Below are 13,899 nucleotides of genomic sequence, written 5' to 3' on the forward strand. Positions count from 1 at the left end.
CTTCCCCCCCACAAAAACACAAGAGCAACGGGGGGGGGGACCCGGGGGCCCCCCCCCCCCCCCCCCGGCCACCCGACACGAGCCGGTCCCTGCCGGGGGCCGACTCGACGACGTCGGGTTCCGCCCGCGCGGGGGCCCTGTGCGCGAGCAAGCCGCAGGTGCGTACGGATGGCACATGTGACCGACGTCGGTTGGCTCCGAGACAACCGATGGAAGCGATGGAACCGATCGCAGTCGGTGCACGTCCGATCGACGCAGGTCGTTCGAGAAGACTTGGGGGTGGGGTGCACGGTGAGGACATGGAACCGCGGGGTGTGGACGGTGCTCGTCGCGACGGTGGTGCTGATCACGGGGGCCGCGACGGGGGCGTGCTCGGACGACGGTTCCTCCGGGCCGGATGTGGTCCGGGACAACGGGGAGTTCACCCACCGTGCGGCGCGGATCTGCGGTGACGTACTGAAGCGGCGCGCCGGCGATGCCGACTACCGCAAGGACCGCGACGCGATCGTGACGGCACTGGTCACGGTAATCAAGAAGCAACGCCCTCCCGCCGAGGTGGCCCAGGCGCTGACCCGCACCATCGAGGAATACGAGCGCACCACGCGCGACCTGGGCAGGATCACCTCCGCCGACCCGAAATGGGCCGAGGCCTGGTCCCAGGTCGCCGCGGCGATCACCGGGGACGCGAAAACATACCGCGATCGGCGTGACGCGCTGGTGAGCGAGGACTCCGCGCGGTTGGCCGCACAGTTCCGCCCCGGTGGCCTCACCTCCGACATCAACGCACCCTTGACCGTCCTCGGCCTCAACGAACGCGACTGTCGTCTCCTCCTGCAATGACGACCGCCGACTCGCACACCACACCGGCCGTCCCGCCACCGGCGCACCGCACGCGCCCGACATCGCCGGAAGCGGTCCCTTCGTGAAACACGTCAGGTGAACCCGAGCCGACGAAACATGCCCACCGCGGCACCCGCCATCCCCGCCCGGCCCGCGGGTGCCGCCGCGAGCGCGGGCGACGCCGGAGTCGGTGAGACGATGCCGATGTCGACACCGCTCGCCGGCAGGCCGGGCGGGAGCACCGGCCCGCCCGATGGTGACGGTACGTCAGTCACGCTCTTTCTTCAGGGCCGCCGCCGAGCGGCGAACGGTGTCCGGGTCGATCTCCTGGATCTGTATGGTGACGCCGTCGGGGTCGACGACGCGGATGCTGCGCCCGAAGTCCTCGCCGACGAGTTCGAATTCCTGACCGGCGTCGGCCAGTCTCATGGCGACGTCCTCGAGCCTCTCGTCCGTGGCGAAACCCAGTTCGACCGTGCCGGGCGGGCGCCCCTTGGACACGGCCGCGTCGTGGATCCCCAAGGCGCCCGCGTCGGCGGACAGTTGCGCCCACACGTCGACACTGAGCTCCGGCCGGAAGGCGAGACCGAGCCCGGCGTAGAAGCGCCGTGAGGCGTCCACATCGGTCACATACCTGATCGGAAGTACGGTCAGCAAGGTTGCTCTCCTTGGATCGTCTGGAGGGTGCGGCATCCGGTCGTCGCGCGTGGTTCGCACGCTCGGGACCGCCCGTCGGTCGGCCCGTGCCGCCCCGACGCACCGCGCGGCGGTCGAGTACGCGCGCCGCGGCCCGCCGATTCCCGGGAATCGGGAGCGGTGGCCTCGTGTGCGTTCGGTGCTGCCAGTATCGTCACCGGCGATCCGGCACCGGATGCAATGGCCGTCGAGTTCATCGGAATCGGACGTTCGAGGAGGCGAAACCCATGGAATCCGTCACGTTCGACGATCTGGATCGCCGGCTGATCCACGCTCTGCAACTCGACGGACGCGCCTCCTACAGCCGCATCGCGGCGGTGCTCGGGGTCCCCGATCGCACGATCGCGCGCCGCTACCTGCGCCTGCGCTCGCGGCTGATCGTGCGTGTGGTCGGCAACATCGACAGCCGCCGCATCGGCATGCTCGACTGGTTCGTGCGCATCCGCTGCCTGCCCGCGACCGCGGAGGCCCTCGCCCAGACGCTCTCCCAGCGCGCGGACACCTCCTGGATCGCCCCGCTGGTGGGCGGAACGGAGATCACGTGCATGGTGCGCACCCCCTCGGGGGAAGACGAGGCGCGCCCTTCGAACGAGGCACGCCCCTCGTTCTTCGACCAACTGGGGCGTACCCCCGGCGTGCGGGACGTGCTGGCGTCCTGTGTGCTGCGGCCGATCGTGGGAGTCGGCGGTTGGAAGGGACGCATGCGGGCCCTCGACGCGTCCGAACAGGTTCGCCTTCGTCCTTCGACACCCCTCGAAGCACCCGAGGCACCCGAAGCGGTGGATCTCGCGCGGGGCACGATCGTGTGGAGCGACGGCGACGAGCGCCTGGCCCGGGCGCTCGCGGAGGACGGCCGTGCGGCCCTGTCCCACCTGCGGAGCGCCACCGGATGGTCGGAGTCCACCGTTCGGCAGCGCATCACCCGGTTGCGTGACGCCGGGGTTCTGGACTTCGAGGTGGAGGTGCATCCCGGGTTCTTCGGCCGCTCGGTCGAGGCGATCGTGTGGCTGGAGGTGGCGCCGGGTCAACTGATGGCCGTCACCGAGGCGTTGTCCCGCCACGACCTGGTCGCGTATGCCGCCATCACCACCGGCCAGGCGACCGTCGTCGCGATCCTGGAGTGCCGCGACACGGACGCCCTGTACGAGTACCTGGCCACCGACCTGGCCGACGTCGCCGGCATCGGCCGCGTCGAGATCTCCATCGCGCAGCGCCGCACCAAACGCGCCGGACCGGTGGCTCCCGTGGCGTCCCGGCCGCCACGCACCCGATCCGACGACTCGACGAAGTCGTCCCGTCCGGCGTGAGGGAAACCGCCGACCGCACCCGGGAGCGCTCTCCCGACCGGGAGGCGGCCCGCCGGACTGGGGTCGAGCCCAGAGGGCGTCGTCGACCGGGAGTCCGGGTCAGCTAAGCAGCAGGGTCCGGTCCCATGTGGGGGGAACATCGGTGGCGGCGGCCAGCAGGGCCAGGATGGTGCCCGCCACGCCGTCGAGGAAGCCCGGTCCCGCGGCCGGCAGGGCGTCGCGCAGGCGCAGGAGGTGTCCGGTGAGGCCGCCCGCGGCCTCGACGAACGCGGGGTCGCCGGTGTCGTGGGCGAACCGCAGGGTGATCTGCAACAGGCCGGCGACACCGTGGCACAGGCCGGGCGTGTCGTCGACGAGCCGCGCCGACGCCGGGCGGCGATACACGGCCTTCAGGGTCCGCGTCGCGAGCTCGCACAACGAGGCGTCGCCCAGTGCGGACCCGGCCAGCCACAACGCCCGCGCGATGCCCGGGCTGCCGTAGCACCACGAGGCACGCGCGACGCGGGTGTTCGCGGGAGTCGGACGCGAGGATCCGGGCGCCCCCGGGGGTTCGGGTACGGCGACCATCGCCACCCAGTTCGGCCCCCACGCGTCGTCGGTCCGGTGCTCGGTCAGCCAGCGCGCCGCGGTCGTGACGACCTCGCGTTGGCCCTCGACCCGGACACCGGCCTCCAGGGCCAGCGCCAGCAGCGCGAGCGGACCGGAAATGCCGTGCGACATACCGCAGTTGAGCGTGCCGTAGGGGAACATCGCACGCACCTGCGGGTCCTTCGCGGCCTCGACCGGCGTGTACCAGTGCGGCGTCCCTTCCCGCTCGGCGCACAGCGCCACCAGGGCGGTCAGAATCGCGCGGAGCGCCGGGCCCGAGGCCGGGTCGGCCGCCGACTCCGGGTCCGAGTCCGCGGCGCGGCGCAGCAGGTAGGCGCCGGTTCCGGTCAGGCCCGAGATGACGTCGAACTCCCGCACCGGTAGCCCGGATCGGCGCGCGCCGAGCGCCCGGGCACGGGTGACCGCGTCCGCCACGACCCGGTCGTGCGGCATCTCGCGGCCGTCGCCGTCGGGTATTCGCTCCGACGTCCAGGCCGCGAAGGCGGGGCCGGCGAGGCCGCCGAACAGGCCGGGTGCGCAGGCGCCCACCCGTTCCGCACCGGCGGTCGCCGCGGTCAGCCAGCCGTCGGCCGTGGCGCCCCAGCCCCGTCCGGGCAGGCACAGGTCGAGTTGCCGGTACGCCAAGGCGAGGCCCGTGCCGCCGCCGGCGAGGTCGTGTCGCACGGCGCGGGGAAGCTCGCGCGGCCGCCCCGCCAGGGCGACAACGTGGTCCAGCACGGCGGCCGACGTCGCGCCGGGCAACACCGTCCTCCATCGCGCGTCGCCCAAGGCGTTTCCTCCCACGACCCGGCCGGTGCCGTGCGGGCGGCGCTGCCTCGTTCGCCCGCGCCACGCCCGCACGGCACCACGTGCGTCGAACCGAGCGTCAGCCGTGGCAGCGCGGCGGTTCCGTACAGGTGTCCGTGCAATCGAAGCTGGTGTGCATCGTGTCGCAACACATCACCGGCTCCAGCAATTGCTCGTCCGTTTCCGGCAGTTCCTGCAGCTCCAGCACCAGAGTCTCCGTGGTTTCCATGGTCGGCGTCCTCCCTTCGGGGGTGATCCTCACGCGTGGTCGTTCGGCCGCGACGGCGATCGGCCGGCATCCACCAGCCACGAACGATCGCCGCCGAGTCTGAGGCGCAGCAGGAAGTCCAGGACGCCGGCCAATCCGACGTTGTAGCTCGCGCAGACCTCCCGCATCGTGTCGTCGGGGACCAGCAGCCGGCCGTTCCTGCGCGTAGCCCGCACGAACAGGCAGTGCGCCATTTCGGCCGCTTGGACTCGATGCCGGTCCTCGCCCGTCGCGTCGGCAAGGTCCAGGAGCAACTCGGCGTTTCCGGCGACCCCGTGGCAGGTGCCCGGGCCGAGCCGCCAGCGGTCCCGGTATGCCGCGAGCGCGGCCCGTTCGGCGTACTCGCGAAAGCACGGGTCGCCGGTGGCCCGCCACAGACGGACCAGGAACGTGCCCACCCCGGAGGTGCCGTTGCACCAGAGGTTCAGCCCGACGCCGTCGGTTCGGCGTGGCCCCTTCGGCCACCGGGCTCCGTCGCCGCGGCGCTCGGCGACGGCGCACAGGAGACGTCCGCCGCCGACCGCCGTCTCGGTCCACTCGGGCCGCTTCAGGTCGCGTCCGGCGGCAAGCAGGAAGGCCGCGTTGCCGGCGACGCCGTGCCCGAAGCCGTACAGGACCGAGCCGCGCAGGTCGTCGGGGTACTCGGGGCCCAGGGGCCAGTCGACACCGGTTTCGGCGTTGCGGGTGATCCGGACCAGTCCCTCGGCGCACCGTGTCACCCGGTCGGCGAAGCGTTCGTCGCCGCTCGCGTGCCACAGATGCAATTGGGCCATGCCGGCGCCGGCCAGTCCGTGGCAGATGTCGGGGTTGTTCCACTCCAGCGGGATGCGCAGTGCGTACTCGCCCGCCCGTCGGGCCAGTTGCCGGTCGCCCAAGGTGTGTGCCGCGTCGTACAGGGCCCAGGCCGTGCCGGAGCGACCGAAGTACAGGCCGGGCAGGACGCGGCTGGGCAGGGTCAGGCGTCGGTCGAGCCAGTGGGCGGCGGCGGCGAGCGCGGGCTCGGCCCTGGTGTATCCGTGTCGCACCGCCCGGTCGAGGACGGCCAGCACCCCTGCCGCGCCGACCTGCACGTTGCAGGCGTCCCCGTACGGGAGCGAGCGCGGGCGCGCCCACAGGTATTCGCCGGCCGGGTCGATCGTGTCGCCGAGGTGGGCCAGGCCGTCGTCGATCAGCCGGTCGAGGTCGGCGTCGGCCGCCGTGGGCCCCGCGCATACCGGCCCCGCGGCGGGTTCGCGCTCGAGGAACGCCGCGGCCCTGGGGAACGGCCAGCGGGCCCGGCCGTCGGCGGTCAGCCCCAACACCAGTGGGGCGAGCGCCCGCAGCGCGGGGGACGCGGGCGCCGCGGCGTGCACGATGGCCGCGATCCGGTCGCCGAACGACCTGACGGGCGTGGTATCCGCGGCCTGCACCGGGTTGATGCCGGTGGTGACGTACAGGAGTGTGGCGCCCAGGCTGTACGCGTCGACGTCCGGGCCGGGCGCGGGCGGGGCGGTGTGCGCGTCCCGGCCGGGGCCGTTGAGGTATTCCGGTGCGGTGAATCCCTGGGTGCCGGCGACGTGCGCGGGCTCGTCGAGGCGGACCGTGCATTCCATGTCGACGAGTACGGGCGCGTCGCCGGGAGCCATCACCACGTTGCTCGGCTTGAAGTCACGCACCACGAAGCCGGCGGCGTGTACCTCGCCGAGGAGTCGGACGAGTTCGCGGGCCAGGCGCCACGCGAGAGGCACCGGCAGGCGACCGTCCGCGTCGTTCAGCCGGTCCGCGGCCCACTGTTGCAGGCTCTTGCCGTCGATGAGGTCCTCGACGAGGAACACGTGGCCGGCGCTCTCGAAGACCTCCCGTACGGCGGGCGTGACCCCGCGCGGCGCCAGGCGGGTGAGGATGTCCGCCTCGTAGCGCAGCCAGTCGCGGGCGTCGCGGCCGGCGAGATCGGCTCCGACGTGCGGGCGGGCCTCCTTGAGCAGGACGTCGTCGCCGGTGTGTTCGTCGAGCGCGCGGTAGACGCCGCCGCGGTTGGAGTGCCGGATCGCCTCCTTGACGAGGTAGCGCCCGCCGATGCGCACGGGATCGCCGCGCCGCCGGCCGGGGACGGCGGGGGCGGGCGGGTCGAAGGGCGGGCGGGCCCACGCGGGCGGCGAGAACCACGGGTCGCGCCGGTCGGGTACGAGCGTCCCGTCGGGGGCTTCGAGGCGCCCTTCGTAGAAGCCCTCGTCGGTCAGCTCGCGAGGTCGGGCGAAGCAGCCGAAGCGATAGTGGACCAGGCTGTCGGGCCGGTAGCGCCGGTCGGAGAGGATGGCCGGGCCGGGCAGACCGAGTGTCACCGCGTGCAACCGCTCTGCCAGTAGCCGCAGTTGGGCGTCGTCGGCCGGGTAGGCGGTGAGGAACTTCCCGGACTGGGCGCGGTTGGCCCGAACCGAGTTGATCTCGGCGGTGAATCGCGGCGTCACCGCGAATTTGAACGCGCATTCGTGCGCCACCAGGACCCGGGCCGCGTGCTCCAATACCGCGGGCGCCGACGCGGGAGTGGCCGAGATGTGCAACTTCCAGCCCTGCGAACGGCGTTCATGGTGCGGTGGAGTCACCATGCACCAGGATTCGCCGTCCCGGATCCGCCACGCGCCGGGCGGGCTCACCGCACTCAGGATCTCTTTCGTGATCGACTGATAGCTGCGTGTCACGGCACAAGAATGGCACCGGCAAGGTTGGTCCGGGAGAGCAGCCACCGGAAAGTCCGAAAACCGACGGTCTGCGGACGGGATCCGGGAATGTGAGGGACATCCCGACCGGGCCCGGCCGACGGCGATCGCACTGTGGTCGGCTCCGATTCCCCTGCCCCGGGCAGGGGAGAGGCCCTACCTCGACCGATCGGCTCCGATTCCCCTACCCCGACAGAGGGAGAGGCCCTACCTCGACCGAGGCGTCACCGCCGTCCCGGGCGATCGGCGCAGGTCGTGTCGAGGCTGGTCGCGGGGCACGGGCGTGGACGAACTCGACGTTTTCGGCGCGCCGTTGCGCCTCGTTGCGGCGGGCGCTCCCGAATCCGGATCGGGGACCACCCGGAGAATTGATCCAGGGACGGGTCGGGGATGTCACCGATAGTGGCCCGGGGCGTGGACCGGCACGCTCGAGGCATGACAATCTCACCCGGCTCGACCCCGAACCCCTATGACATACACGGGAGTTCCACCACATCGACGACAGCGCTCAGAGGCGGCCCGCACGGCACCGCTTCCCCGCCACCACTCCCCCAGTACTCCATCGCCGCGGTGCTCACCGTCTGGGCCGCGGCCGTCGTCCCGATGGCACTGCTCGCCTGGGTGGTGACCCCGATGGTCGCCGGCGACGACGCCTCGAAGGGGCGGTTCGCCACGGTCCTGATCGCCGCCCTGACCTGTGGCCTGGTCTGGCAGACAATCCTCGTCCTGGGCTTGGTCGCCCGCGAACAGGCAAGCCTGCGTTGGTCGGTACTGCGCGACGCGTTGTGGTTGCGGGCCCCTTCGGACGACCGAGGTCGGCGGGGAGGCGGACTGTGGTGGTGGGTGGCGGTGTTCGCGCTCGGCTTCCTGCTGGTGCAACTCGTCCCCACCGGCCTGTCCGAGCCGTCCGACCGCAGCCTCGGCGCGTTCCTGGAATCGACCGAAGGACAGGACTACGTCAGCGGCGCGTGGGGGTGGCTGGCGCTGGTCGCCGTGATGATGACGTTCAACAGCGTCCTGGGCGAGGAACTCCTCTTCCGTGGTCTGCTGTTGCCGCGCATGCGCGGGGCCTTCGGCCGACACGACTGGTGGGTGAACGGTCTGCTCACCGGCCTGTATCACGTGCACCAACCGTGGTCCATGCCCGGCGCGGCGGTGGCCGGCGGCCTGTTCGCCTACCCGAGCAAACGATTTCGCAGCGCGTGGATGGGAATCGCGATCCACTCGATCCAGAACGTCGTCCTGATCGTGCTGATCCTCGCCCTGGTCGTGCGCTGAACCGGCCCTCGCCGTGTACGGTCCTCTGCACCGCCCTGCTCCTCACCGCCCTCGCGCACCGGCGACGCTCGGCCGGCACCTGCCCCCGCTGCGGCCGAACCCACGCCGCCGCCGACCACGACGTGTCGCTCGTGCATCCGTCGCCGTCGACCGCGTCCCGCCGAACCAGGAGAACCCGGCGCGGAGCGACCGGCCGGACCCCGGACTCGTAGGGGACGCGCGACCAGCCCCGTAGGAAGCCGAGCACCGGTCGGCCCGACCGGTCGCATGCCCGCTACGCGGTCACGGTCGGCCGTCCGCTACGCGCCCGGGATGCACGTCCGCTACGCGCCCGCCACCCCCACACCACCAACCCGCCCCGCAGCGCCCAGCCCGGCCCCGGCCCCGGCCCCGGCCCCGGCCGCGCAGCGGACGTGCGACCCGCCCCGTAGGGGCCGAGCAACCCGGCTCGGAGAGACCGGCCCGACCCCGAACCCGTAGGGGACGCGCAACCGGCCCCGCAGGAACCGAGCACCGGTCTGCCCGACCGGTCGCATGCCCGCTACGCGGTCACGGTCGGGCCGTCCGCTACGCGCCCGGGATGCACGTCCGCTACGCGCCCGCCACCCCCACACCACACCACCAACCCGCCCCGCAGCGCCCAGCTCGACCCCGGCCCCGGCCCCGGCCGCGCAGCGGACGCGCGACCCGCCCCGTAGGGGCCGAGCAACCCGGCTCGGAGAGACCGGCCCGACCCCGAACCCGTAGGGGACGCGCAACCGGCCCCGCAGGGACCGAGCAACCCAGCGCGGAGCGACCGGCCGGACCCCCGCCGCGCAGCGGACGCGCAACCGGCCCCGCAGGGGCCGAGCCGCCCCGCGTGCGGGGCGGCTCAGGCTCGGGCCACCGCCTTGGCCAGCACCTGTTCGGCCAACTGCTCCGGGTCGGTCACGGGGGCGTCGCAGGTGAAGTGCCGACACACGTACGCCGCCGGCAGGCCGCCCACCAACGGCCGGTCGCGCAGCAGCGGCACCGGCGACTCCTCGGCCGGGTCGCCCATCGCAACCACCGCGCCGGGGGCGGTGGACATCAGCGCGGTCAGGTAGAGCGCCCAGGTCGCGTCGTCGTCGCGAGGGCCGACACGGGCCTGCGGTCCGATTCCGGTGCGTTGAGGTGCGTTGAGGTGCGGTGCGCCTCCGGTACGCGCCGGCAATATGGGCTCGTGAACACAGGGAACGTCGGCGAGTTCGTCGTACGCCGCGCGCGGGAGTCGGACTCCGACGCACTGGTCGGAATCGACGCGGTGGCGATCGAAGGCGACGTCGCGCGTCGGGCGAGCATCCGACGGTGGTGCCGGGAGGGCCTGGCGGTCGTGGCGGAGGACGCGTCCGGCGTGCTCGGCTACTGCGTCGTCGAGTACACGTTCTTCGAACAGGGCTTCGTCACCATGCTGATGGTCGCCTCGTCGGCGCGCGCACAAGGCGTCGGGCATCGGTTGTTGGACACTGTGGCGGCCTCGTGCGCGACACCGAAGCTGTTCACCTCGACCAACGTCTCGAACCAGCCGATGCAGCGACTGCTCCAACGGGCCGGCTGGAGTCCGGTCGGTCTGGTCCACGGCCTCGACGAGGGTGACCCCGAATTGTTCTACCTCCACCGACCGCAGGCCCAGCAAACGCATTCCTGACCCGCTACTTCCGGGCGCATCGCGCGAGTTCATCCGATGGACACATAGTGTGCTCGATCGAACTCGTATCGCGACACGCGTGTTTGCGTGTGCCGAACGGCGTGCGACGGACCACACTGGCACCCATGAAGGATCACGAGGGCTCGGCAGTCGTGGTCCTGCCGAGCGGACGGCGAATCGGCGTCCACGCGATCGTGGACGCCGACGAAGAGCGCCTGTACGACCCCGGGCCGGAGGCGACACCGATCGGCTGGAGCGCGACACTGAGTCCCAGAAGCCCGGCGTCCCGCACAGACCTGCACGAGATCTACCGGGCCGGCCACGGAAGGTTGTGCCTGCCCTGTGGCACGCGCGAGAACTTCCTGGTGGTCGGCATTCGCATCGGGGCCGGCCAGGGGGATCGGGTCGACATCCAGGGCACGGGCGCGCCTCCGAGCGAGTGACGCCGCCGAGGAGCCTCACGATTCCCGCGTTCCGACCCCTGCCGGTCCGTCCCGCTCCGGACGCCGCCGGCCCTACCGTCTCGGCGGCGCGTCGGCGGCGCGCGTCGGCCCGGACCGCGGAAGTGGGGCCGTCGACGCCGCGTGCCCGACGACCCGCAGGTCGACGACCTCGGCCCCTGTACGCGGCGATCGCCCGCGCCATGGACCACGACGTCTACGGCCCGGACCCCCTCAAGGCCGCCGAGCGCCGCGCGTACGGAGGAAGTCGCCGGTGTCCGTTCGCCGGACGGGCCTCAGCCGACCGCCCGCTTCACGAGTGCGGCGATCCGCGTCTCCACCTCGGCCGTCACCTCGACCAGCGCGAACCCGGACGCCCACATGGGGCCTTCGTCCAGCTTCGCCAGGTCGCTGAACCCGAGCGTCGCGTAGCGCGCCTTGAACTTCTCCGCGCTCTGGAAGAAACAGACGACCTTGCCGTCCAGCGCGTAGGAGGGCATGCCGTACCAGAGCTTCGGCGCGAGCACCGGGGCGTTGGCTGTGATGACGGCGTGCACGCGCTCGGCCATGACCCGGTCCGAGTCCTGCATCTCGGCGATCTTCGCGAGTACGTCCCGCTCCGCCTCCGCCGCCTTGTCCGCGCGCGAGCTGCGGCGCGCGGCGGCCTTCCCCTCCTTGGCGTGCTCCTTCATCGCGGCCCGCTCCTCGGCCGTGAAGCCCTCGTACGTGCCGCTGTCGTCGTTGCCCATGACAGACCTCCCCCGTCGATGATCATGCTGTGAATGATCTTGAAATGGGACCTTATCCCGGCGCCGAGGCAGCGACCAGTACCTGACGCGCGGGCGGATCGGGCGTCGCCGACTCTCCCGTTTCCGCGGAACGTCGACCGGGCATCGGCACCGGCCGAAGCCCCGTCGGTGGTGTGGGCCGTGCCGGCCGAGGGTCTGCACGGGGGTCGCGCCCGGGCGGCTCCATGGCGGTGGTCGGCGGCTGGTCGGACCCCGGCCGCCGGCCGGGCTCATCAACGCCGCGTCAGCCGACCGGCCGAGGCGGTGCGTCGGGGAGTTCGCGGCGGACGCCGTCGAGAATCAGCCGCACGCCGTAGGCGAAGCGTTCGGCCGGGTCCGCATCGAACGCCGACGTCAGCGCAGTGCGCGCGTACTCGGAGTCCGGCCGCCCCACCACCAAGGCATCCTTCCGGTCCTTCCAGATCCCGTCCGCGGACAACTGAGCCTGGGCCTGTTCCTCGATGGTGTGGCCCAGCACGTAGTGGCCGAGGCTGAGGGCCGGATATGCGCTGGATCCACGGTCGGGCGGCGCACGAGACGCCGGGACGACGGGCTCTGCGGGCCCTGGCGGACACCGACATCCCGCCGCCGCCCCGTACGCCTGGATCGCAGGCGAAAGCGGGCTGGTCAAAGGGGCGCGGCGACTGCTCGTCCGGGAGCACGGTGTTCCCCGGACGGCCATCACCTGCACCGACTACCGGAAGGAAGGACGCGCGGCGGCGAGTTGAGAACCACCGAGCCTCCCCAAGAAGAGAAGGATGGTTATGGACACGACCGAGTACCGCTACCGGCGCCTGACGCCCGAAAACGTGCGCGCGTTGATCGGTAGCCCCAAATCCGATGGCGAAAGCCGAGAAGCCGGACCGGATCGACTCGTACTTCCACCGATTCATCGCGCCCTCGCCGCTCGACGCCGCGAGCGGCGTGGTTCGGGCGGGTCGGCGCGGGCGCGGGCGCGTGGGTGGGACCGTGCCTGCGTGGGGTTCCTACGCGCTGTGCACGATCTGGATCAGGTTGCCGCAGGTGTCGTCGAAGACCGCGGTGGTGACCGGGCCCATCTTCAGCGGGTTCTGGGTGAACCGCACGCCGAGTTCGTTCAGCCGGTGGAACTCCGCGTCCACGTCCGCCACGGCGAAGGACGCGGCCGGGATGCCGTCCTCGACCAGCGCCGACTTGTACGGCTTCACCGCGGGATGGCCGTCCGGCTCCAGCAGCAGTTCGGTCCCGTCGGGATCCTCCGGCGAGACCACGGTCAACCACCGGACCTCGCCGAGGGGGACCTCGGCCTTCTTCACGAAGCCCAGCACGTCCGTATAGAAGCGCAGGGCCTTCTCCTGATCGTCGACGAAGACGCTGGAAAGGTGAATCCTCATGGCGTGCTCCCGGATGCGTCGGGCTTGAGCCAACGGGTCACGATGCGCTCAAGGGGCTCGGTGGTCAGCTCGTGGAACTTGTAGCGGCCCTGACGCCGCGAAAGCACAAGACCCGCGGATTCGAGGACGGCCAAGTGCTGGCTGACCGCCTGGCGGGACAAGGCGAGACCGTGCTTGGTCACCAACCGGCTGCATATCTCGAACAGGGTCTGGCCGTCCCGTTCCACCAGCTCGTCGAGGATGCGCCGACGGGTGGGGTCGGCCAGGGCCTTGAAGACGTCCTCCGTCATGCCCACCACCATAGGCAAGTATCCACTTGCCTATCAAATCGAGAGGGGCGCGATCGGACCACGAGGGTTGTCGTGGTGTCGTAGGCTCCGGGACATGCACAGCAGCCTGACGGAGCACGCACGCTGCCTCTACGGCGACGAGTACCGACCCACGCCGCCGTGCGACCTCGAACACCGCGAGTCCTACTTCGTCGAGGAGTTGACCTTCGCCGACGCGGATTCGATCCTCGCCATGCTGCGCGAGTTGTCCCCGCACCTGGTCGACGGCCGCCTGCCGGTCTGGATCCGCAACCTGTCCTACCGGCTCGTGCTCCTGCAACGCCCGGACGAGCCGGCGCTGATGCGCGAGGCCGCCGAGAACCTGTGGCTGCACGGACCCGACTGGGACCACATCGCCGCGGACCTGACCAGGGCGGCGGACGCTCTGGGCACGGGCTGACCACCAGCCGAACCCGAGCGCTACTCGGCGCGCAGGGCCTCGCGCAGGGCCTGTACGGCGCCGCTCGGGTCGTACCCCTCCGGCACGCCCTCGATCAGGATGATGTCGCCCTTGATGTGCCGCGAGCGCAGTGGCGCGATCCTGCGGTACGCGGGCGAGTCCCACCAGGCCCGCGCCTCGGCGACCCCGGGGAAGCCGATCATCACGACGCTCCCGGCCCAACTGCCCTCCAGCACCTCGTGGGACGTGACGTGCACGAGGTAACGGCCGCCGTAGGGCCGGAAGGTGCCGGGGAGTTGTTCGATGTAGTCGGCGATCTCGGGGTGCGGGGCGGCGTCCTGCAGGTTGGCGATGATGTAGGCGGGCATGGCTACTCCTTCGGGGGGTCGATTCCACGAGCGGTGGGGGCATTGCGTCGGGGTC

At 71.8% G+C, this 13,899-nt stretch carries 17 protein-coding genes and 1 pseudogene; 7 read left to right on the forward strand and 11 right to left on the reverse strand.

The genetic code is table 11. The features are described from left to right. The first annotated feature begins 291 nt into the window (after positions 1 to 291). A complete protein-coding gene (locus ACZ4FV_RS40305) occupies positions 292 to 840 on the forward strand; it encodes a hypothetical protein (protein WP_402238518.1) in 549 nt (182 codons plus the stop codon). Positions 841 to 932: 92 nt separating this feature from the next. Here the strand turns inward: ACZ4FV_RS40305 and ACZ4FV_RS40310 are convergent, their stop codons facing one another. Further along, a complete protein-coding gene (locus ACZ4FV_RS40310) occupies positions 933 to 1,115 on the reverse strand; it encodes a hypothetical protein (protein ID WP_402238520.1) in 183 nt (60 codons plus the stop codon). After that, positions 1,108 to 1,497 (reverse strand): VOC family protein, encoded by a 390-nt coding sequence (locus ACZ4FV_RS40315; protein ID WP_465325677.1) that lies wholly within the window; start codon positions 1,495 to 1,497, stop codon positions 1,108 to 1,110. The genes ACZ4FV_RS40310 and ACZ4FV_RS40315 overlap by 8 nt, the downstream gene beginning before the upstream one ends. A 266-nt stretch (positions 1,498 to 1,763) precedes the next feature. Between ACZ4FV_RS40315 and ACZ4FV_RS40320 the strand changes: the two genes are divergently transcribed. Then, positions 1,764 to 2,843: an Lrp/AsnC family transcriptional regulator gene (locus ACZ4FV_RS40320; protein WP_395869838.1), complete on the forward strand. Its 1,080-nt coding sequence runs from the start codon at positions 1,764 to 1,766 to the stop codon at positions 2,841 to 2,843. A gap of 99 nt (positions 2,844 to 2,942) precedes the next feature. Here the strand turns inward: ACZ4FV_RS40320 and ACZ4FV_RS40325 are convergent, their stop codons facing one another. From ACZ4FV_RS40325 to lanL, 3 genes are all read right to left on the reverse strand, one after another. Next, a complete protein-coding gene (locus ACZ4FV_RS40325) occupies positions 2,943 to 4,220 on the reverse strand; it encodes a lanthionine synthetase C family protein (protein WP_465325680.1) in 1,278 nt (425 codons plus the stop codon). 97 nt (positions 4,221 to 4,317) lie between these two features. Beyond that, positions 4,318 to 4,467, reverse strand: coding sequence for a hypothetical protein (locus tag ACZ4FV_RS40330; protein WP_395869842.1), 150 nt, complete (start codon positions 4,465 to 4,467; stop codon positions 4,318 to 4,320). 29 nt (positions 4,468 to 4,496) lie between these two features. Next, entirely contained in the window at positions 4,497 to 7,184 is a 2,688-nt protein-coding gene (gene lanL / locus ACZ4FV_RS40335; protein ID WP_465325682.1) for a class IV lanthionine synthetase LanL, read from the reverse strand. Positions 7,185 to 7,637: 453 nt separating this feature from the next. Here lanL and ACZ4FV_RS40340 point away from each other — a divergent pair, with 453 nt between their 5' ends. Beyond that, the gene (locus ACZ4FV_RS40340) at positions 7,638 to 8,480 is read left to right on the forward strand and encodes a lysostaphin resistance A-like protein (protein WP_465325684.1); all 843 of its coding nucleotides are present in this window, start codon (positions 7,638 to 7,640) and stop codon (positions 8,478 to 8,480) included. Positions 8,481 to 9,351: 871 nt separating this feature from the next. Here ACZ4FV_RS40340 and ACZ4FV_RS40345 read toward each other — a convergent pair. Next, positions 9,352 to 9,615, reverse strand: a pseudogene (locus tag ACZ4FV_RS40345) (hypothetical protein); the annotation flags it as partial. Between the two features lie 66 nt (positions 9,616 to 9,681). Here ACZ4FV_RS40345 and ACZ4FV_RS40350 point away from each other — a divergent pair. Both ACZ4FV_RS40350 and ACZ4FV_RS40355 read left to right on the forward strand, forming a co-directional pair. Then, complete coding sequence (locus ACZ4FV_RS40350; protein ID WP_395869850.1) at positions 9,682 to 10,146, forward strand: GNAT family N-acetyltransferase; 465 nt, start codon at positions 9,682 to 9,684, stop codon at positions 10,144 to 10,146. 125 nt (positions 10,147 to 10,271) lie between these two features. Further along, positions 10,272 to 10,589, forward strand: a complete 318-nt coding sequence (locus ACZ4FV_RS40355; RefSeq protein WP_395869852.1) for a hypothetical protein — start codon at positions 10,272 to 10,274, stop codon at positions 10,587 to 10,589. A 293-nt stretch (positions 10,590 to 10,882) separates the two neighbouring features. On the opposite strand, the gene ACZ4FV_RS40360 is transcribed toward ACZ4FV_RS40355, so the two are convergent. After that, a complete protein-coding gene (locus tag ACZ4FV_RS40360) occupies positions 10,883 to 11,335 on the reverse strand; it encodes an iron chaperone (protein ID WP_395870007.1) in 453 nt (150 codons plus the stop codon). 283 nt (positions 11,336 to 11,618) lie between these two features. Further along, positions 11,619 to 11,852 (reverse strand): hypothetical protein, encoded by a 234-nt coding sequence (locus ACZ4FV_RS40365; protein ID WP_395869853.1) that lies wholly within the window; start codon positions 11,850 to 11,852, stop codon positions 11,619 to 11,621. A 31-nt stretch (positions 11,853 to 11,883) separates the two neighbouring features. On the opposite strand from ACZ4FV_RS40365, the gene ACZ4FV_RS40370 reads away from it, so the two are divergent. Next, a complete protein-coding gene (locus ACZ4FV_RS40370; protein WP_395870009.1) occupies positions 11,884 to 12,102 on the forward strand; it encodes an SIP domain-containing protein in 219 nt (72 codons plus the stop codon). A 258-nt stretch (positions 12,103 to 12,360) separates the two neighbouring features. Here the strand turns inward: ACZ4FV_RS40370 and ACZ4FV_RS40375 are convergent, their stop codons facing one another. Beyond that, positions 12,361 to 12,747 (reverse strand): VOC family protein, encoded by a 387-nt coding sequence (locus tag ACZ4FV_RS40375; RefSeq protein WP_395869855.1) that lies wholly within the window; start codon positions 12,745 to 12,747, stop codon positions 12,361 to 12,363. Continuing rightward, positions 12,744 to 13,037, reverse strand: coding sequence for an ArsR/SmtB family transcription factor (locus ACZ4FV_RS40380; RefSeq protein ID WP_395869857.1), 294 nt, complete (start codon positions 13,035 to 13,037; stop codon positions 12,744 to 12,746). The genes ACZ4FV_RS40375 and ACZ4FV_RS40380 overlap by 4 nt, the downstream gene beginning before the upstream one ends. Before the next feature lie 94 nt (positions 13,038 to 13,131). Here ACZ4FV_RS40380 and ACZ4FV_RS40385 point away from each other — a divergent pair, with 94 nt between their 5' ends. Beyond that, positions 13,132 to 13,476, forward strand: coding sequence for a hypothetical protein (locus tag ACZ4FV_RS40385; protein WP_395869858.1), 345 nt, complete (start codon positions 13,132 to 13,134; stop codon positions 13,474 to 13,476). 20 nt (positions 13,477 to 13,496) lie between these two features. On the opposite strand, the gene ACZ4FV_RS40390 is transcribed toward ACZ4FV_RS40385, so the two are convergent. Next, on the reverse strand, positions 13,497 to 13,844 hold the full coding sequence (locus tag ACZ4FV_RS40390) for a DUF1330 domain-containing protein (RefSeq protein ID WP_465325686.1): 348 nt from the start codon (positions 13,842 to 13,844) through the stop codon (positions 13,497 to 13,499). Positions 13,845 to 13,899 lie beyond the last annotated feature (55 nt).

The organism is Embleya sp. NPDC025285 (genome assembly GCF_055558835.1).